Below are 19597 nucleotides of genomic sequence, written 5' to 3' on the forward strand. Positions count from 1 at the left end.
CCCAAACCTAAACCTACTGCCCTTGATCATAGAGCATTACTGGAAGGGACTAGCGGGGAGACCTTAAGCTAAGATAAAGGAGTAGACCCTAGTTCCACTGTCCATGACTGGCAAGTATCACATTGTCACCTTTGGTTGTCAAATGAATAAAGCCGACTCCGAGCGCATGGCGGGGATACTAGAAGCTATGGGTTATGCCCCCACAGAAAATATTGACGAAGCCAAGCTAGTGCTCTACAACACCTGCAGCATCAGGGACAATGCCGAGCAAAAGGTCTACTCCTACCTAGGCAGACAAGCAAAGCGCAAACACATAGAGCCAGACCTGACTTTAGTAGTAGCGGGGTGTGTAGCGCAGCAGGAAGGGGAGAAATTGTTGCGTCGGGTGCCAGAGGTTGACCTGGTCATGGGACCGCAGTACGCCAATCGGTTGGCGGAATTACTAGAGCAGGTAGCCCAGGGGCGCCAGGTAGTGGCAACGGAAGAGGCTTATATTGAGGAAGACATCACCAAACCGCGGCGGCAGAGCCAGGTTACAGCTTGGGTAAATGTCATCTATGGCTGCAATGAGAGATGTACTTACTGCATCGTGCCCTTTGTACGGGGACAGGAACAATCCCGATCGCCTGCTGCTATCAAACGGGAGATAGAAGAGTTGGCCAAGCAGGGTTACAAAGAGGTGACGCTCCTAGGACAGAACATTGATGCCTATGGCAGAGACTTACCCCCAGGAGGCATTGGTAGAGGGGTAGGGGGCAAAGTTACTTTTACTGATTTGTTGTATTACATCCACGACGTAGAGGGAATTGAGCGCATTCGCTTTGCTACTAGCCATCCCCGCTATTTCAGTCGGAGATTGATCCAAGCCTGCTATGAGCTGCCTAAGGTCTGTGAACATTTCCATATTCCCTTTCAGTCAGGGGACAATGATATTTTGAAGGCAATGGCGAGGGGCTACACCCGGGAAAGATACCGCCAAATCATTGATCAAATCAGAGAACTAATGCCCGATGCAGCAATCAGTGCCGATGCGATCGTGGGTTTTCCCGGGGAAACGGAAGAGCAATTTACCAACACAATCAAACTAGTGGAGGAAATTGGGTTTGACAATGTCAATACTGCTGCCTATTCCCCCCGCCCTGGTACACCAGCTGCCCTATGGGCAAATCAGATTCCTGAAGAGGTGAAAGATGACCGTCTGCAGAGATTAAATCATGTTGTACAACAGGTAGCAGCACAACGATCGTTACGCTATGCCGATCGTGTAGAAGAGATACTGATTGAAGGTAGACAGCCGAAGGAACCCTATCCCCTTATGGGGAGGACACGCACCAATCGCATTACTTTCATTCATGCTGACAGACCAGATTTGCTTGGCAAGTTAGTAAAGGTGAAAATCACAGAAGTAAGACCCTTTAGTTTGACAGGAACTTTGTTAGATGACTAATCCTTTTCTGCAGCTCAATTACGAACCCGCCTTTGAGTCCCTAGGCACTGAATTCTACAGTATTGTTGAAGCCGCTGCTTTTCCCCAACATATCTTACGTTGGCGCAACGATGCCCTTTTACCACAAATTGGCTTACAACCAGACCAGGTAAAAGATGAAGACTTTATTGAAGCCTTTGGGCATTTCCGATCGGTGCGTCCCTTCTTAGCCATGGCCTATCACGGCTATCAGTTTGGCGTGTACAATCCCGAACTGGGGGATGGCAGGGGGTTCTTGTACGGGCAGGTGCGGGGCGTAGATGGTAATTTATACGACTTTGGCACTAAGGGATCGGGCAGGACACCCTACTCCCGTACAGCCGATGGCAGATTGACTTTGAAGGGGGGGGTAAGAGAGATATTGGCAGCGGAAGCCCTGCATCGCTTGGGGGTCAAAACGTCGCGGTGTTTGAGCATGATTGAGACGGGAGAAGCCCTGATACGCTATGACGAACCTTCCCCCACCCGTTCCTGTGTGATGGTGCGCTTTTCCCTTTCCCATATTCGCTTTGGCACCTTTGAACGACTGCAGTACCTCAAGCGCCCTGATTTAATCCAAAAGCTGCTAGACCACGTCATCCATTACTACTATAGTCATCTGGCAGACAAAGAAGATAGGTACATTCTTTTCTATCAGGAGTTGGTGGAACGAATTGCTATACTGTGTGCCCAGTGGATGGCGGCGGGCTTTTGTCATGCTGTCTTAAACACTGACAATATGTCGATTACGGGGGAAAGTTTTGACTACGGTCCCTATGCCTTTTTGCCCACCTATGAACCTCGGTTTACCGCTGCCTATTTTGATTACACCGGTCGTTATGCCTACGCCAATCAGCCCAATGCCTGTTACTGGAATTTAGAAAGGTTACAGGAACCCCTAGCAGCTGTGTTGGATCCCGATGCCATGACTGCTGCTTTAGCTAAATTTAAGGACTGTTATATTTCTACCTACGAAAGACGGATGGAACAGCGGTTAGGTCTGGCGGGTTTGGATAACAGAGAATTGGAAAATCTGATTGTTGCTACGATTCAACTCCTCTATGCTACCCAGTGGGGATACAACGAATTCTTTATCGACCTAAAACAGCAAGTCCAGCCCCAGTGGTGGCAGGAGTCTCACAGTATTCTCGCAGGAAAAGAGGCAGCCCTATCGGATGTAGTTGTCGGTCTGTTGCAAAAATGGCGCGAGATTTACCACACCTACTTGCAGAAACAGAACTATCAGGAAGTAGTCGATCGTTTACGGCGCTGGAACCCCAACAAAGCCCTCATTCGTCCGGAAATTGAACGCATTTGGGCAGCGATTACAGAGGAGGATAATTGGCAACCTTTCTACGAGTTAGTTGAGGAGATTCGCGCCTAGGGAGATGTTAAAGCAGCTGCAGATTGAGAACTTTGCCTTGATCGAAAAGCTGTCATTATCTCTATTTCCTGGCTTAAATATTCTCACGGGGGAAACGGGTGCCGGTAAGTCCATTATTCTGGATGCCCTCGATTGCGCCCTAGGGGGGAAAGTCACTAGTCGGGTGATTCGGCGGGGGAGCGATCGTGCGCTAGTGCAGGCTTTTTTTAGCCTGAATCCCAGGGTAGAAAATTGGTTACAAGCAGAAAATATACCCATAGATACTGCTGATTTAGTTTGTAGTAGGGAAATTACTGTCCGATCGAGTCGCAGCAAAGTCAACGGCATAATCGTCAACAAGCAACAAATGCAAAGTTTACGGGAATTACTCATAGAAATTACGGCGCAGGGGCAGACAGTATTACTAGCCGAGGCAGATAGGCAAAGGGAATGGTTGGACAACCTTGGCGGTGAGAAATTATTACAAGTGAAAGAGCAGGTAAAGCAGTTATATTATGCTTGGGAGAAAGCCCATCGCACCCTACAGGAACGCAAACACAGAGAACAAACTCGGCTGCAACAGATTGATATGTTTCAGTACCAACTAAGGGAACTAGATGAGGCAAATTTAGATGACCCCGACGAACTGGCAAAACTGGAACAGGAACGTAAACGCCTGTCCTATGTCGTCGACTTACAACAACAAAGCTATACCGTCTATCAGCTTCTCTACCAAAACGACGATTACCCCGCCTGTGTGGATTTGCTAGGACAAGCGGAACAGATTTTAAGCAAAATGACAACGATCGATGACTCCCTTGTGCCGATTTGGGAAATGGTTCAAAGTGCTCTTACCCAGGTGGAAGAAGCGGGCAGGCAAATCAACGCCTATGGTTCTAGTCTGGAGACAGACCCCGATCGGTTAGACTATGTGGAAAAACGACTACGGCAATTAAAACAAATCTGTCGCAAATACGGACCGACACTAACAGATGCCATTGCTAGCGCCCACAAATTGCGGGCATATCTCCACTCTCTGACGGAAGAAGAACAACCGATCGAGGTACTAGAAGAGCAATTAAAACTAAAAGCAGAGAAACTACAGGCACTAGCTCAAACCTTGACACAGTTAAGGCAAGAGAGTGCCAAGCTCCTAGAAAGAGAAATGATCAAAGGGTTACAGTCTTTGGCAATGGAAAAAGTGCAATTTGAAGTCCAGATTACTGCTATTCCTCCCACTCCCAGTGGCTGCGACCAAGTGCAGTTTTTATTTAGCCCCAATCCTGGAGAACCTCTACAACCCTTGACAGAAATTGCCTCAGGGGGGGAAATGAGTCGGTTTCTACTGGCATTGAAGACCTGTTTTGCTGCCACTTCCCCTGTTTCTACCCTAGTGTTTGATGAAATTGATGTGGGTGTATCCGGTCGCGTTGCTCAGTCGATTGCCCATCATCTCTATCGCCTCAGCCGCAGACAGCAAGTCCTGTGTGTTACCCATCAACCGATCGTGGCTGCCATTGCTGACCATCATTTTCACGTTGCCAAACATATTGTTCCAGAGACGACGGAAGGGGGTAAGACAAAAGAACGCACCTATGTCACCGTGTCTTACCTAGAAGGGGAAAGCCGTAAACAGGAACTAGCCCAGATTGCTGGGGGTATTGATGTCAGCGACAAACCAAAACGGGGCAGAAAAAAACAGACCGCCTCTGAGAGTGCCCTTGCCTTTGCTGAATCTTTGTTAGAACAAGCCGATCGGTTAAAACTTGCCCTGGGTTAATTTTAGCGGGAGAGAAACTGATGCACTCCCCGAGCAATCCCTTCCCCCAGTTTTTGCTGATAGACAGGATTAGCCAAATTAGCTGCTTCCTGGGGATTAGTGACAAACCCCGTCTCCACCAGTATCGAAGGCATGGTAGTTCTATGGACAACATAAAAGCGTGCCGACTTTACCCCCCTGTCCCTTGCTCCTGTGGCTGCAATGACCTCGTTCTGTACCAATTCCGCTAGCTCTCTCCCCAGGCGGGAACCTGGCGCGAAAAAAGTTTCAATGCCGTTGACATGACTAGATTGACTAGCCAGAGAATTAGCATGGACACTGACAAAAACATTAGCTCTCACCTGCTCTGCCAACCGCACACGGGGTTCCAAATCAATTTCCACATCCTGGGTGCGCGTGTAGTAGACTACATGACCCAAACGTTGCAACTCCCGCCCCACAGCTAAACTAATTGCCAGTACCACATCCTTTTCTTGAACACCGTTGGCTATAGCCCCGGGGTCTCCCCCCCCATGACCAGGGTCAACCACAACAATCTTTTTTCCCGCTGTCGGCACCACTTCTGGCAGAGGCGCTTGGGAAGAGGGGGGTACAACTTTCGGTAGGGGGGGAATAGTAGAAGGACTACTACTGGGAATCAACTCAAGGATAATCTGATTAAAACTCCCACCTTTCCCTTCCCGCATTTGCCAACCAGGGGAGAGCTTGAACGAAGCAACCACCGCTTCATGCAACTGTGTAACCCGCACGCGCTCGATCGGCACATGGGCTTCCAACACCGACTTACCCCAACTAGGGGATAACTGAGCAGGGGAAATGACCAGATTAAAAGTATTAGTGGCGGTATCCTGGCTGCCTGTGACCGTGGTGGGTTGGTCAGCTTGGATGATCACCTTGGTCATCCCTTCCACAACAAAGCCCTGTAAATTAGCAACCACCGATCGGCTAGGCAATGGAACAGGTATGGCAGCAGGGCTAGGAGCGGCAGCAGCCACCGATGGGGAAATAAGCAAGCCCGACTGGGGTTCAAATCTGGTGATCCACTCCCCCGTTTCCCCCGGCAGTAAATCCAAGACAATACGGGTGACATCTTTATCAAACTGGGCAATGCGCGCCTGCTGCACACCGAATTGATTGACGGGAATGACCGCCTTATGTAGTTCCTTGGGAATAGCCGTGCTAGAGAGGTCAATCACTAAACGATCGGGTTCTACTACCCTTTCCATGCGCACCTGGGGATTGCCGTTAATTAACAACAGCAAACCATTTGCTGTGGAGCGCACACCTTGCACACGCAAAAGACTACTGACTTGGACAGAGGGCAACTGTGCCTGTATTGACTGAGCTTGGACAATTCCTTGGGAGAGACAACCCGCTAGACACAGCCACGCCCACTGCTTCATAGAACTCAATTAAACTTTACGAAGTTAATCTTACCGTAGAAGGAACCAACTTTGCCACGATCGGAATTTCCCCGAGCCAGCGACTAGCTAGTTGGGCGAATTGTTCAGGACAACCACTGACATAAAAAGTCGTTCTACCAGGGGCACAGGGATAGGGATGGCTCAACCCCAGCAGAGATAATTCCTGGAGAGCCGACTGGGTCACAAACACTGCAGGGTCAACTAAGCGCACAGAAGCAGGCAAAATTTCCCTGATTACAGGGGCAAGATGGGGATAGTGGGTACAGCCAAATACGAGAGTATCAATGTGACGGTCAATGAGAGGATGTAAATAGGAACGAGCAACAGCGATCGTACAGGGGTCAAAGATTCTGCCCTGTTCAATCAAGGGGACAAATTCGGGACAAGCCACCTGCCACACCCGCGCCCTTCCCTGACTACTCTCTAGGATGGCATCCCGATAGGCATTACTTTTGACAGTAGCGGGGGTAGCCAACACACCAATCCTTTGCCCCACCTGCACTGCTGCCCTTGCCCCAGGCAAAATTAACCCTAGAATGGGAAAGTCATAGAGGGGGCGGACCACCTCCAAAGCCAATGCCGAACTGGTATTGCAAGCCATGATCACCATTTTTACCTGTTGGGCAGCAAACCAAGTCAGAATCTCCTGCACAAAAGAAATAATTTCGCCAGGAGTACGATCCCCGTAGGGCACCCGCGCGGTATCACCAAAGTAGATAACCGACTCCCAGGGCATTTGCCGATAGATTTCCTTTAATACCGTCAGACCGCCGACCCCGCTATCAAACACACCAATGGGGAACTGTGGATTATTTCCCATTCACTGCCTCACGCATCACTGGGAGATAGTAAAGCACATTTTTTTGCCTGTTTCTACTCCTGCCCTTGCCGAGAGGGGTGCCGAGTCGCAGTTTATGAAGCAAGAAAGGGCGGAATAACAATTCCCAACCCTGCTTGACCTATTTCCAAATCCGTTCCCAAAAAGGTCGATCGTTATTGACTGGTTTGTATTGGGTGAGCAGAGCCTTCCGCCTCACTTCATCGATATTCCAGTTAGTCAGACGGACAAGATTTTTAATTTCTTCCTCCTGTCGTCTACGCACCATCTTTTCGTAGTTACTCTTTTCCTGGCAAGTAATTTCCCCTGGGAAGGGATGATTGAGCACATAACGCCCTTGGAATAACTCTTGGTTTCTGGTTGCGCGGAACCGCAAGTCTTCGGGGAAAGTTTGGCGATTATAGCGCAAGTGCAGACGGGTGACAAAGACACGATTGGTATCCCAAAATACTCCCGCTTCTTTTAGCTCTTGGGGGGTAAGGGGTTCGGCAGCACAGGGATCACAACTAGCCATATCCCAGGCATACTCGACGAAGGCAACATTGCGTCCCTCCCTTTGGTGGACGGTTTGAAACATAGCTTTGTAGAACTCAGCAAATTCCTGTTTAATAAACAGGGGCAAGTTAGTATCAGTGGGAATTTTCACCGTGCGATAGTTAGTTAATTCTGCCCGCCCCGTGGGGGAAAGGAGATAGACAATCAAATCTTGGTCCCCATTAGCATTGAGCATACCTAAACGAATGGGTAACATAAACTTAGGCGATTCGTAGGCGATCAAGAGGGGGCGGAGAAATTGGGAATCAGACTTTGCCAATTCCTGGAGATTCACCTTTGCCACAAAAAATTTCATGTTATCCCGAATGTAGGGACGCAATACTTCCCTAGCCCCCACGGGAATTTTATAGCCATTTTCCCGCAACCAAATTTCTAACCCCGCTGATTCTTTGGCACTCAAAATTAAAATGTCGTACTCTCCCACGGTAAACTTTTCCTCAATTGTCACCCCTAAACTACTAGCCCTATCTTCTTTACTTCGACTGGCAGCCATGGGGGCAGACATAGTCCGTTCCATCAGCACGATCGGGGCACAGGGGTCAGGGTCAAAATATTCGACTAGCCGCGGGGCAGTAAAGGCATCTAGGCGATTGATAATGCGAGAATTTCCCACCCGCACTTGCTCTTTTTTAATCACCACAGGTACGGGTACAACGAGGGCAAATTCTTGTACGTCTCCCCTATAGTCATTTGCCATAGTTAAAATTGTGCGGTTGCCCTCTCTGGCAATAATCACTTGGGAGGCACGGTTAAACAGATTAGCGTCCGCCTTTGCCACATAAAAACCACAGAACGCCCCTGCCATTGGCATACAACTTAGCCAAGCCAAACAAGCAATGGCAAAAATACCAATTAATTTCCTTGCAAATTGCATCATAGTTATCTCCCAAAATTACACTAAAACTGCAGACTGATGCCACTGAAACCGCGGTGCCGATTGCAGCCGATCGAGGCAAATTGTTAGGGGTGATACCAGGAATAAAGCATAGAAAATGCCATCGGTCTGTTGCCCAACAAATTGCAGGATAAATGCCACTACCGCGATTAAACTCGCCCAGAGCATGCGCATACCTGAACTGTCAGGAATCGATCGGGGGTCAGTAATCATAAACAGGGCAAACAACAATAGGGAACCACTCATCATTTGATGGAGAAACACATCGAAACTCCACCCCAAGTACATATTTCTTAACAGTAACAGGGAGCCATAGGAGAGGAGAAACAGGCAAGAGGTATCCCATCGCCCCACTTGGCGCAAAACAATTCCCCCCAAGCCCAGAAAAAGGAGACATAGCCACAGGTCGTTGCCCCACTGTCCAGGGGAAACCCAGGCATCATTTGGCAATAACAGGGTGAGGACAATACCGAAATTAGCAGGATTAAACCAATGTTTGCCCTCGTAACGAAAAATAAATTTGCTACTAATAGCCAGGACAGAGGCTAAAACAAGAACCCACCACTGATGGGAACGGAGCAACAAAGTTAAACTCAAGGCAGTAATTGTAGGACTCTTCCAATTAAAGGGTTGTCCCTGCGCCCACAGCCACTGGGTAATCAGGCAGCTGGGCAATACAGTGAAAACATGCCAGGGGGCTAAACTCCAATCCCGCCCATAAATGCCGCACAATAGGAAGAGAGAAAGAAATAATATTTGGTAGTCCCGCCCCTCTAGTTGATAATGTTGTGACATAGACAGTTCCTACGGTAAACACCCCCTAGGATAGTAGAGGTAAGAGGCAGGGGCGACGCTGTTCGCAAAAGTGTAACAGTTATTCCCAGCGCAATAGACGTTCTAATTGTTGGCGCATTGCTTCAATTTCTGCCTGGCTTGGCTCCGTTTGCCAATCAGTTTTTTCCACGTTAGTCGGAGGGGGAGTCATCAATTCATTAGACTCAATTACCCGTAATCGGTAGCTGTACTCAGCACAAAATTCCTCTAGCTCCCGCAAATCGATCGCTTCTACTCTGGGGGTAAAAAAATCCTGGGCCTCCAGCATCAAGCCATAGCGAGTGGCATCATCTTCTGTGGCGAAAGCAACAATCAGGTTTTCGTCATTAACCTTAATACTATAGATACCTTCCTGCTCCCCCTCGTTACCAAATAAGAGTACCCAAACTTTGCGCATAATTTTCTTAAAACTAGCCTGGAAAATATTGTATCGGTTTGGCTAAAATATGACTGAGTTTTCTCTTCCGTCCATGAAGACGCGCTTCGATCATCTATCTACTACCCCCATTGGTATCAACATATTGCCGCTCCTAGATGTTGTACTTTCTATCTTGGCGTTTTTTGTCTTAGCTTCGGCAGGCTTGGTGACACCAACGCGCTTGGGCATGACTTTGCCTAGGGAGACAAGCAATCCGCAAAAAACTGTGCCTTTACGATCGGAGCTGTTGATAGTTACCCTAGACAGGGAAGGTAATCCCAGAATTGAGGGAGCGGTAGTGACCAAAGCTGCCCTAGGGACCAAAATTAAAACCCATTTCATCAACTATCCCCAGGGCATGGTGGTGCTGAATGCCGAAGATAGTCAAGTCACCTATAAACAATTTGTGGAGTTTTTACAGGAACTCAAAGCTATAGCAGGAGAGCGAGTGGCAATTGCTACCTCCAGGGCAGTGGAGAAATGAGACAGATTTACTTATCTCTATTGATTTCCCTTGGTTTACATGGTCTGATTCTGCTGTTTGTACCTAGTCCTTTACCCTGGCGGAAGAACAGCTCTGACCTGGAAATTGTCAGCCTAACTCCTCTAATTGAGCTGACGGAAGACAGTCCTTCCTTGCCAGAGTCAGACATTAGTTTGATCCCCCCTATCCAATCCCCTTTAAGTGTACCGCCCCTGGATTTTAGTAGTAAGATTCCCCCACCCCCCGCTGATTTACCCAGTGACCTATCCTTTGAAAAAATTCCTGAGCCACCCCGTCCAAAATTTAATCCTTCTCCCCCTACTGCTTTGCCACCACCCCCTAGTTCCCCACCTGCTCAATTAGACATTCCCTTGCCATCAATACCCCCTGCTGCTGCGGAAGTGACTGCGCCTAAACCCTTACCCACTATCGCTCTCGACCCGGGTGCTTACACTCAGGAATTTGCCAATATCTATGGGGAATTGGTCAGCAAATGTGGCGTAGATAATGTCGTCCGTTTGACTATTCCTGCCCCTGATGAAGTCGTGTCCCAAGTGAGTGAAACTATTGCTAGTGATGTCCCCTGGCTACCTCCTGTTTACGTGCCCACGGATATTTTAGGGGGGTTAGAAATTGTTATCCCTGTTACTTTAGTGGTGGAGGGGGATGGTAGTATCAGTCGCCGCCGCTTTATCTCTAGCAATTTAGCTATTATTGATGGCATTATCCTGCAAACGATCGATGGCTATGAGGGTAAATTTCCCCCTGCACCAGGGAAGTGTCGCCTGGTAACCACACGATATAAATTTTCAGGCAATTAGGTTATTGTTTTGCCATTTTTTTGCTATCTTATTAGGTAAGTTTTATTGGTGAGGAATATGATTGAACCATCTCCAGTACCCTTGACAGGGAAAGCCCTCCTCCAAAAAATAAAAGAGTGTTCCCATCTGCCCAAACGAGAACAGGCAAGAATGTGTGGTTACTACTCCAAAAATAGAGTGCGCTTGGTGGAATTTTATGAAGCATCTGTTGCAGCCCGAGGTATCGTTCTTAACCCTGAACAATCCCGCGATCGGCGGGGTAGAGAACCCACTCATCGTGTCACCGTTCACAAAAACGGGCAGATAGTCATTGGTGCTACCTATACCCAAGCGATGGGACTAAATCCAGGGGATGAATTTGAAATTAAGCTAGGTTACAAGCACATCCATCTACGGCAAATTTCTCCTAACGGTCATAGTGACCCTAATGGCAATGCTGAGGCAGAAAATGTTAAACAGGAAGCAAGGAAGAAAGCAGAAGCATGATGCCCTTGGTTGATACCCATGTCCATATAAATTTCCCAGAGTTTGTCCCCGATCTGGCGGATGTGCAACAGAGATGGCGGGCAGCGGGTATCACTTACCTTGTCCATTCTTGCGTCCATCCCCGTGAATTTCCCCAACTGCAGACTCTTGCCGATCGCTTGCCTGAAGTCTACATTGCGGTAGGTTTGCATCCCCTGGATACGGAGCTAAATCAGACAGGTTGGCGGCAGGAATTGGGGTTAGAAGTTCTGCGTCTAGCGGGTCAACATCCCAAAGTAGTGGCGATTGGGGAAACGGGTTTGGACTTTTACAAAGCGGCGGGGGGGGAGGCGCAAAGGCAAGCCTTCTGGACGCAGTTGACGGTGGCGGCAGAGTTAAATTTACCTGTGATTATTCACTGTCGGGAGGCAGCCCAAGCTACGCGGGAATTGATTCGGGAATTTAATCGTTCTCATCCTGCTGTGCGGGGGGTGATGCACTGTTGGTCAGGTACGCCCGAGGAGACGCGCTGGTTTTTAGATTTAGGTCTCTACATCAGCTTTAGTGGGATTGTCACCTTCAAAAATGCCCGATCGGTGCAGGAATCAGTGCTAGTTGTACCTGATGACCGGTTGTTGGTAGAGACAGATTGTCCCTATCTTGCCCCTGTGCCCTGGCGGGGTAAACGGAATGAGCCGAGCTATGTGGTCAAGGTGGCAGAGAAAGTAGCGGCATTGCGGCAACAGCCCCTAGGGGAATTGGCAGCACAAACTACGACTAATGCCTGTAAGTTATTTAACTTACCTTCCCCCGCGACTGATGCAGACAGCATTGTTAGTTGAGGCAATTTTATATTTGAAGGGCAAGCCGCTGCCGATTGAGGAAATAGCGGAGATTGCTGGTTGTCCCAAGACGGAAATTGAACAGGCACTTATTGACCTAATGGCAGAGTACAGCCGGCGGGAGACTGCCCTGGAAATTGGGGAGACTAATGCTGGGTTTTGCCTCCGTCTGCGCCCTGAGTTCGATGATTTGGTGGCTAGGGTCTTGCCTTTGGCGATCGGCAAAGCTACGTTGCGTACCCTTGCTATTATTGCTCTGAAACATCCTATCAGTCAGGCAGAAGTGGTGGAGTTGCGGGGTTCGGCTGCCTATCAGCAAATTCAAGAGCTAGTGGAGCAGGGTTTTGTGAAACGCCGTAAACAGTCTGACGGACGTTCCTATTGGTTGACGGTGACGGACAAGTTCCACCAGTATTTTGAAATCGACGATCTATCTCAGTTTATGCGTTGACAGCTAAAGCTCAAATTCTGGTGCCGTTGTCTTTGATCACCCGCCGCACTGATAAAACATCACTCATTTTCTGAATCTGACTGCAGACCTTTTCAAATTGTGCCCGATCGGTAATATCTATGGTCAATTTGATCACTGCTGCCTGTCCTGGGGCAGTATCCACACTGGCATTTCTCACATTCACTTTGTTGTCTGCCACTCTAGCTAAAATATCCTTCATCACACCCACCCGATCGATGGCTGTCACCTCAATATCAACGGGATAGATAGTTGGTTTATTTTGGCATTCGCTCCACCTAATGGGCACTAACCGATCGGGGGGGACTTGCTTAAGATTGCTACAGTCTTGATGGTGAATGGAAATACCGCGATTACTGCCCTGGGTGACAACGCCAATAATGGGTTCCCCTGGTAAGGGTTTACAACAACTGGCGATGTGATGGAGGAGACCTTCTAAGCCAACAATAGCGGTTTTGCTGGGAGCAGCGGGGGCACTGGGCAGTTTTAGACTTTGCTGCGCCGGTTGTTCCCGCAGTTTATTGACCACACTTAGAACCGAGATTTCCCCATACCCCAATGCCGCTAGCAAGTCATCCACAGAGTGGTAGTTGCACCGTTCGGCAATTTTGAGCATTTGATCGGAGCGCAGCAGTACTTCTAAGCCGTTTTTCCCTAGCTCTTTTTCCAGGAGGCTTGTTCCTCTGGCAATGTTTTCTTCTCGGTGATAGCGTTTGAACCACTGGCGAATGCGATGTTTTGCCGAGTTAGTGGCAACGAAATTGATCCAATCTAAACTGGGATGGGCGTTGTTATTGCGGAGAATCATCACAATATCGCCGTTTTGTAATTCTGTATTTAGGGGCACCATCCTTTGATTGACAATCGCACCGCAGCAGTGATTCCCCAACTCCGTATGCACACGGTAGGCAAAATCAACGGGGGTGGCTCCCCTCGGTAACTGATAGACATCCCCTTTCGGACTAAAGACATAGACCTCACTGTCAAACAGGTCTTCCTTGACTGACTCTAAGTACTCCTGGTCGTCTTTGTATTCCTTTTGCCATTCCACTAGCTGGCGTAACCAAACAAACCGTTCATCGGGCATCATGCCATTATTTGATTCTTTGTACTTCCAATGGGCAGCTACCCCATATTCCGCTACTTGGTGCATTTCCTGCGTACGGATTTGTACCTCAAGGGGTTGACCAGTGGGAAGCACGATCGTGGTATGTAAGGATTGATAGCGGTTAGCTTTGGGGAGAGCAATATAGTCCTTGAAGCGCCCAGGGATTGGTTTATAAGCATCGTGGACAACGGCTAGGGCACGATAGCACTCATCGATCGTTGCTGTGATAATCCTCACTGCCAGGACATCATAGATTTCTTCATAGTCCTTGCCCTGGCGCAGCATTTTGCTATAAATACCATAGAGGTGCTTGGGACGACCATAGACAGAGGCATGGGTAAGACCTAGACGATCGAGTCTCTCCTTTAGGGCAGCAACCACTTGATTGATTTGCTCTTCTCTTCTAGCCCTTGTATCTGCCACCAAGCTCTGGATGCGTCGATATTGCTCTGGTTCCAGGTACTTGAAGGCCAGGTCTTCCAACTCCCACTTAAACTGTCCAATCCCCAGACGGTTCGCCAAAGGGGCAAAAATATCCATCGTCTCCCTGGCAATTGCCTGTTGTTTTTGGGGGGGTAGATGCTGCAGGGTACGCATATTGTGGAGACGGTCAGCTAGCTTCACAACGATCACCCGGAAATCCTGGGCCATCGCCATAAACATCCGCCGGAAATTTTCCGCCTGCCGCTCCGTCTTACTGCCAAAGTTGAACTTTGATAACTTTGTTACCCCCTGCACCAGCCGCGTCACCTCTACCCCAAATTCCGCTTCCAACTGCTCCGGTGTCGTATCCGTGTCTTCTAGGATGTCGTGCAACAGCCCCGCTGCAATCAGAGCACTACTCCCTCCCAGGTCTCGCAATAAACCCGCCACCGCAATGGGGTGGATGATGTAGGGTTCACCAGAAGCACGCAATTGTCCCTTGTGCAACCGATCGGCAAAGTCAAACGCTTTTTTCACTAGGGGTTCGTTGACAATCCAATCGGGGCAATAGCTGGGCAGGTCATCTTCTACCTCTCTGTCCATTGCGTACCACTCTAGGGGTCTGTTTATAGTATAAAAGGATGCTTTCCTGATGTGAGATGTTTTTCTAGGTACAGGGTGTGTCCCGACCACTCCACCCGATCGAAAATCTGATAGAGGATATACACTCCCCGCCCCTGCTCTGACAGCACATCAGGCACAGAGCATTCCCCCCTAAAACAGTCCACTGTGTCTTCCCCCTGGTCAGTGATCCGCCAGCTAAAAATCTCCCCCTGGACGCAGTACTCCACTGTAATTTTTTTCTTGGGATCGAGCCTGTTACCATGCCGTGCAGCATTTACTAGGGCTTCCTGTAGACCCAATCTGATCTCTGCTTGCCACAGCGGGGGCACTGAACTCACCAAAAACGCCAGGACAGGCTGGAAGTATAGGGTAGAGGCAAACTGGAGAGACCCTGACTGCCTTCTCACTCCCCAGGGAGCGGCTAGACCCACGCAGACAACTCCTTCCCACACACCCCCTCTATTCTACCTAGAGATGTATGGTAAATTAAAGCCAATTCCGAGGTTAAATCATGGCGATTATTTCCGTCAAAGCGTGGTATCTGCCTGAATATGAACCCCTTAGTGCGATTACCCGCCGACCCCATGATTTACGTTTAGCCAAAAATAGCCTCCTCAAATCAGCTCTGCGGGCAGATTTCCTCGATGAAGCCGCGGAAGTAGAAGCCTCGGAATGGTTTCAACGCTATTTGGGCGGGGACACGATCGAGTTTTACATCGAAGGGAGCGGCACCTACACGATCGCCAACATTGACTTGCGTAGCCACGAAATTTATTTTCTCAAGCAAGAGAGCAATGCCCGTCTAAACCCTAGTATCTTCTTTTCCTATCAAAGCCAGCGCCCAGAAACTAGCGTCATTATTCGGGAAACCTTAGAAGAAATTGTGCCCGAACTCAACAAAAAAACTAGATTTCCCCTCAGCCTAGAGTTTTCCCACCGTCCGAAGGAGGAACCGATTAAATTAAAAAGTAACCTGATGACTAAACTAAAACGCAGTCTAATTTTTGTTGCTGATGTCAGCCCCATTGCTATTACCGATGGCGAGCCACCCCAACTACTCCTGAGTCCCCATGTCTGTTTAGAAACGGGTTACGCCCTGCAGGCAAAACGACCAGAACAGATAATCTTAATCCAAATTCAAAGTGATCCCCTAGAAGGCCTATTCCCCTTTGATTTGCCTATCCAACAGCGCTTAATTTATCCCGATCGCCGTTCCCTCACCAAACCCCTCACGGAAGTGCTCAAACGATTACTCGATCGTTTTAATATGATCTGATGCCTATAACAGGAGAGACAGCCGCAATGATACGTGTAGGAATTTTAGGATTAGGAGGATTAGGCAAAGCTGCCGCCCAGGTGTTGGCGCAAAAACAGGAAATGCGTCTAGTGGGGGTGTGCGACCGCAGTGGCTATGCCTACGACCCCCAGGGCTTAGATTATCGGCAACTAACTTTGACCCCAGCAGCAAACAGTATCCGCATTTTGCAGGAAAAACCGATCGATGCTTTTTTCCTAGCCCTGCCCAATTTGCCTAATACCTTCATGGCAGAGGTCGCCCAGGAATTTATAGGATCGGGGTGGCGGGGTGTGTTGGTGGATGCCCTCAAGCGTACCAGCGCTATGGAGCAGATTTTAGCCCTCAGTGACCGACTACAACAAAGCCAGATTACCTACATGACTGGTTGTGGGGCAACGCCAGGCTTACTGACCGCCGCGGCAGTAGTGGCAGCCCAGAGTTTTAGCGAAGTGCACAAGGTAGAAATCAGATTCGGTGTAGGCATCGCCAACTGGACAGCCTACCGTGCCACTATCCGTGAAGACATTGCCCATATGCCAGGCTACGATGTAGAAACAGCCAGAGCTATGACTGATGCGGAGGTGGAAGCCCTCCTAGAACAGACCAAGGGCATCCTCACCCTGGAGAACATGGAACATGCTGACGACCTCATGTTAGAGCGCCTGGGCATTTGTCACCGCAGTCAAGTCACGGTTGGCGGAATTGTAGATACCCGCAATCCTAAAAAGCCCATTAGTACCCACATGAAACTGACAGGGCGCACCTTTGAAGGCAAAATCTCGACCCATACCTTCACCCTCGGTGACGAAACCAGTATGGCAGCTAATGTCTGCGGTCCCGCCTTTGGCTACCTCAAAGCAGGCAAACAGTTACACGATCGGGGTATCTACGGCGTATTCACCGCGGCCGAGGTCATGCCCCAATTTGTGCGTTAGCCCCCCACCTGCCACTACCCTCGCTACAATTGTAAAAAAATGTAAAACGCAGGAAGGACTCATGCAGGTTTTGACCCAGCCCTGGTGTCAGATTCAGCCCCTCTGGATAGGTAACCAGGAAGTTATCCACAAAGGCTTACCCTTCGATCGGCTCTCTCCCTACTGGCAGATGTTTCTCCTAGGGGATGGCGCGCCTACCCGCCACTTGCAACTCCTGACCCAGCAGGAAATCGTTGTGGATGTAGTGGAGATGATTCCCATTGGCAACGATCGGGACAGTGCTCCCCCCGAAATTGATGCTATTGCTGCTCCCCGCGTCCGCCGCCAAATTTGGCTCAAGAGTAGTGCGGGGGAAGTATTTTCCCATGCCACCTCCTGGTGGAGTCAAAAAACAATCGGGGATCATCTCCACAACCCCCAACTGCCCATCTGGAAAAGCCTCAACCAAAAACACACAGAACTCTACCGCGACCTACGGCAAATCTACTACGGGCACTGTCCTGAGGTAACAGCTACCTTCGGCCACCCTGGACCCTACTGGGGTAGACACTACCTCCTCTGGCATGGCGGTGCACCCCTGACCCTCATCTATGAAGTCTATTCCCCCCTCCTAGAGAAATACTTGGGCCCGTCCGTCTATAATGTAAATAAATGTTAAGAACTGATCCCTATGGTGTGGTTAATTCGGGTATTGCTAAGCTGCTGTCTGCTGTTGGCTCTGCTGGTGGGGGGAGGACGAGCCTATGCCTACGATGCCCCAGAGTTGCTGCCAGACCAGCCCACCAATGTAGTGGACTTGGGGAAGTTTCTCACGGAGGCAGAGAGGAGCAGACTCGATCGGCGGTTAGCAGAATTTGAGCAAAGGACAGGGTGGAAACTGCGGGTGCTAACGCAAGTGGATGTGACACCGGGGCGAGCCGTGAAGGATTTTTGGGGCTTAAACGATCGCAGTATCATGCTAGTAGCCGACAGTCGGGGGCGCAACCTGTTGAACTTCAGCGTGGGGGATGCTGTCTATGCGCTCTTACCCCGTACTTTCTGGATTGAGTTACAGTCCCGCTATGGCAATCAATTTTTTGTCCGCGATCGGGGGGAAGACCAATCAATTTTGGCAGCTCTGGATGCCATTATGACCTGTCTCGATCGTAACGGCTGTGCTGTAGTGCCAGGTTTACCCCAGGAGCAGTGGTTATTAACGCTAATGACCTCAATTTTGGGGGGGTTAGTGTTTGGCTTTGCTGGTCATCCCCGTAAAGAGGGAGAAATTTTTGCCTGGAAATGGGCACTAGTCCTCGCGCCCCTGTGGGGAATGCTCTTCTTTGCCTTCGGCATTGGTCCAGTAGTGAGCCGTACCAGCGACATTCTACCGATCGTGCGCAATTTGGCAGGGTTTGTGGGGGGGAGCATAATTGCCTATTTAATCCCGACACCGAGCAAAAGCGTGAAATCCACTTAAAAACCGTCCCCCTTTCGCGCTATCCTTAAGCCAAAGGTGTTATGGCACAATTCCATGAAATTCAAAACAGCTGTCCAGCAACAGACCTACGAAAAAATCCGCCCCTGGCTTACGGAAAATTATGTTAATGTGCAAACTCCCCCTTATGAAATTCCCCTGTTTGTAGTGCCCATGGGTTCAGCGACCGCCATGGTAGAGGTGTCTCCCCTGGGTGAGGATGAAGCCTTGATTCTAGTGTGGGCTTACGTGGTAACGGGGGCTGACCTACGACCCGACCTCCTGCGGTTCCTGTTGCAAAAAAACTACGAATTACAGTTTGGCGTGTTCAGCATTGACGAGGATGGGGACATTCGGGTCCATGCTTCCCTGATTGGCTCTACCTGTGACAAAAAGGAACTGCTGACCAGTCTTTCTGCTGTGTTGGAAACCGCCGACCTTTACGATGATGATATAGTCAAAACCTGGGGTGGCAAACGGGCCCTCGATCGGATGATGGAGCAATAGCTATGAATTTACGCACCCAAGCGCAACAAGCCTGCTATGCAAAACTGAAGCAGTGGCTACAGGAGATTTACCAAAACGACGTCTACATGCCCGATGAAGAGTTGCCAATTTTTGCTCTCCATGCGGGGTCAGCAATCGCGGTAGTGGAAGTGCAAGACTATGGGGATGAGGAAGCCCTGATCAGCATCTGGTCTTACGTAGTGACCGGGGCGACCGTCAAGCCCGATCTTTTGGATTATCTACTGCGGCAGAACAATAAGATCAAATTTGGCGGCTTTAGCCTTGACCCCGAGGATGACATTCTGTTCCACGCCGAGCTAATCGGCTCCACCTGCGACAAAAAGGAGATCGAGACCTCCGTGAGTACCGTCCTCCAGATTGCAGATGAGTACGACGACATTATTGTCAAGACCTGGGGAGGAGAAAGAGCCATCGATCGGATGCTGGAACTGGGGGCAAATTAAACTAAATCTGCAGAAGGGGATAGGGACTTGCCCCTAGGTGTAAAATGTTAAAGAATGGTTATGTCAGCTAGTACCTCAGGTAGAAGACAGTCATTCAAGGGTCAGTGTATCCCAGAATACGTTAACAATGCTC

Annotated in this window: 21 protein-coding genes; 14 read left to right on the top strand and 7 right to left on the bottom strand. The window is 49.4% G+C overall.

What is annotated here, in order from left to right:
- The first annotated feature begins 103 nt into the window (after nt 1-103).
- The 3 genes from miaB to recN are packed head-to-tail and all read left to right on the top strand — an operon-like array spanning nt 104 to nt 4608.
- Complete coding sequence (miaB, locus tag NZM01_07545) at nt 104-1447, top strand: tRNA (N6-isopentenyl adenosine(37)-C2)-methylthiotransferase MiaB (protein ID MCS6959887.1); 1344 nt, start codon at nt 104-106, stop codon at nt 1445-1447.
- Nucleotides 1440-2849, top strand: coding sequence for a YdiU family protein (locus NZM01_07550; protein ID MCS6959888.1), 1410 nt, complete (start codon nt 1440-1442; stop codon nt 2847-2849). The genes miaB and NZM01_07550 overlap by 8 nt, the downstream gene beginning before the upstream one ends.
- A 4-nt stretch (nt 2850-2853) precedes the next feature.
- On the top strand, nt 2854-4608 hold the full coding sequence (gene recN / locus NZM01_07555; GenBank protein ID MCS6959889.1) for a DNA repair protein RecN: 1755 nt from the start codon (nt 2854-2856) through the stop codon (nt 4606-4608).
- A 2-nt stretch (nt 4609-4610) separates the two neighbouring features.
- Here recN and NZM01_07560 read toward each other — a convergent pair whose 3' ends face one another.
- The 5 genes from NZM01_07560 to NZM01_07580 form a co-directional block, all read right to left on the bottom strand.
- Nucleotides 4611-6011: an N-acetylmuramoyl-L-alanine amidase gene (locus NZM01_07560; protein MCS6959890.1), complete on the bottom strand. Its 1401-nt coding sequence runs from the start codon at nt 6009-6011 to the stop codon at nt 4611-4613.
- A gap of 16 nt (nt 6012-6027) precedes the next feature.
- Complete coding sequence (gene murI, locus NZM01_07565; GenBank protein MCS6959891.1) at nt 6028-6852, bottom strand: glutamate racemase; 825 nt, start codon at nt 6850-6852, stop codon at nt 6028-6030.
- A gap of 139 nt (nt 6853-6991) precedes the next feature.
- Nucleotides 6992-8302: a DUF2330 domain-containing protein gene (locus tag NZM01_07570; protein MCS6959892.1), complete on the bottom strand. Its 1311-nt coding sequence runs from the start codon at nt 8300-8302 to the stop codon at nt 6992-6994.
- Between the two features lie 15 nt (nt 8303-8317).
- The gene (locus tag NZM01_07575; protein MCS6959893.1) at nt 8318-9115 is read right to left on the bottom strand and encodes an RnfABCDGE type electron transport complex subunit D; all 798 of its coding nucleotides are present in this window, start codon (nt 9113-9115) and stop codon (nt 8318-8320) included.
- A gap of 79 nt (nt 9116-9194) precedes the next feature.
- On the bottom strand, nt 9195-9551 hold the full coding sequence (locus NZM01_07580) for a DUF3110 domain-containing protein (GenBank protein MCS6959894.1): 357 nt from the start codon (nt 9549-9551) through the stop codon (nt 9195-9197).
- A gap of 73 nt (nt 9552-9624) precedes the next feature.
- Between NZM01_07580 and NZM01_07585 the strand changes: the two genes are divergently transcribed.
- Genes NZM01_07585 through scpB form a run of 5 tightly spaced genes read left to right on the top strand, consistent with a single transcriptional unit; the run spans nt 9625 to nt 12635 of the window.
- The gene (locus NZM01_07585; GenBank protein MCS6959895.1) at nt 9625-10056 is read left to right on the top strand and encodes a biopolymer transporter ExbD; all 432 of its coding nucleotides are present in this window, start codon (nt 9625-9627) and stop codon (nt 10054-10056) included.
- Nucleotides 10053-10877 (top strand): hypothetical protein, encoded by an 825-nt coding sequence (locus tag NZM01_07590; GenBank protein ID MCS6959896.1) that lies wholly within the window; start codon nt 10053-10055, stop codon nt 10875-10877. The genes NZM01_07585 and NZM01_07590 overlap by 4 nt, the downstream gene beginning before the upstream one ends.
- Before the next feature lie 57 nt (nt 10878-10934).
- Nucleotides 10935-11363 (top strand): AbrB family transcriptional regulator, encoded by a 429-nt coding sequence (locus tag NZM01_07595; protein ID MCS6959897.1) that lies wholly within the window; start codon nt 10935-10937, stop codon nt 11361-11363.
- A complete protein-coding gene (locus NZM01_07600) occupies nt 11363-12184 on the top strand; it encodes a TatD family hydrolase (GenBank protein MCS6959898.1) in 822 nt (273 codons plus the stop codon). Before NZM01_07595 ends, NZM01_07600 begins: the two co-directional genes overlap by 1 nt.
- Complete coding sequence (gene scpB / locus NZM01_07605) at nt 12162-12635, top strand: SMC-Scp complex subunit ScpB (GenBank protein ID MCS6959899.1); 474 nt, start codon at nt 12162-12164, stop codon at nt 12633-12635. Before NZM01_07600 ends, scpB begins: the two co-directional genes overlap by 23 nt.
- 10 nt (nt 12636-12645) lie before the next feature.
- Here scpB and NZM01_07610 read toward each other — a convergent pair whose 3' ends face one another.
- Nucleotides 12646-14787, bottom strand: a complete 2142-nt coding sequence (locus tag NZM01_07610) for a bifunctional (p)ppGpp synthetase/guanosine-3',5'-bis(diphosphate) 3'-pyrophosphohydrolase (protein MCS6959900.1) — start codon at nt 14785-14787, stop codon at nt 12646-12648.
- Nucleotides 14788-14810: 23 nt separating this feature from the next.
- A complete protein-coding gene (locus NZM01_07615) occupies nt 14811-15260 on the bottom strand; it encodes an ATP-binding protein (protein ID MCS6959901.1) in 450 nt (149 codons plus the stop codon).
- Nucleotides 15261-15319: 59 nt separating this feature from the next.
- Between NZM01_07615 and NZM01_07620 the strand changes: the two genes are divergently transcribed.
- The 6 genes from NZM01_07620 to NZM01_07645 all read left to right on the top strand — a co-directional run bounded on the left by NZM01_07620 (nt 15320) and on the right by NZM01_07645 (nt 19464).
- The gene (locus NZM01_07620; protein MCS6959902.1) at nt 15320-16084 is read left to right on the top strand and encodes a hypothetical protein; all 765 of its coding nucleotides are present in this window, start codon (nt 15320-15322) and stop codon (nt 16082-16084) included.
- A 26-nt stretch (nt 16085-16110) separates the two neighbouring features.
- Nucleotides 16111-17040 (top strand): saccharopine dehydrogenase-like oxidoreductase, encoded by a 930-nt coding sequence (locus NZM01_07625; protein ID MCS6959903.1) that lies wholly within the window; start codon nt 16111-16113, stop codon nt 17038-17040.
- 61 nt (nt 17041-17101) lie between these two features.
- Nucleotides 17102-17698 (top strand): chorismate lyase, encoded by a 597-nt coding sequence (locus tag NZM01_07630; GenBank protein MCS6959904.1) that lies wholly within the window; start codon nt 17102-17104, stop codon nt 17696-17698.
- Between the two features lie 12 nt (nt 17699-17710).
- The gene (locus NZM01_07635; protein MCS6959905.1) at nt 17711-18496 is read left to right on the top strand and encodes a TPM domain-containing protein; all 786 of its coding nucleotides are present in this window, start codon (nt 17711-17713) and stop codon (nt 18494-18496) included.
- Nucleotides 18497-18550: 54 nt separating this feature from the next.
- Nucleotides 18551-19000, top strand: a complete 450-nt coding sequence (locus NZM01_07640; protein ID MCS6959906.1) for a YbjN domain-containing protein — start codon at nt 18551-18553, stop codon at nt 18998-19000.
- 2 nt (nt 19001-19002) lie between these two features.
- Nucleotides 19003-19464 carry a YbjN domain-containing protein gene (locus tag NZM01_07645; protein MCS6959907.1) on the top strand — a complete coding sequence of 154 codons (462 nt, stop codon included), beginning with the start codon at nt 19003-19005 and terminating at the stop codon, nt 19462-19464.
- Nucleotides 19465-19597: the final 133 nt, after the last annotated feature.

The organism is Pseudanabaenaceae cyanobacterium SKYG29 (assembly GCA_025055675.1).
In the GTDB taxonomy this organism is placed as follows: Bacteria; Cyanobacteriota; Cyanobacteriia; order Pseudanabaenales; family Pseudanabaenaceae; genus M5B4.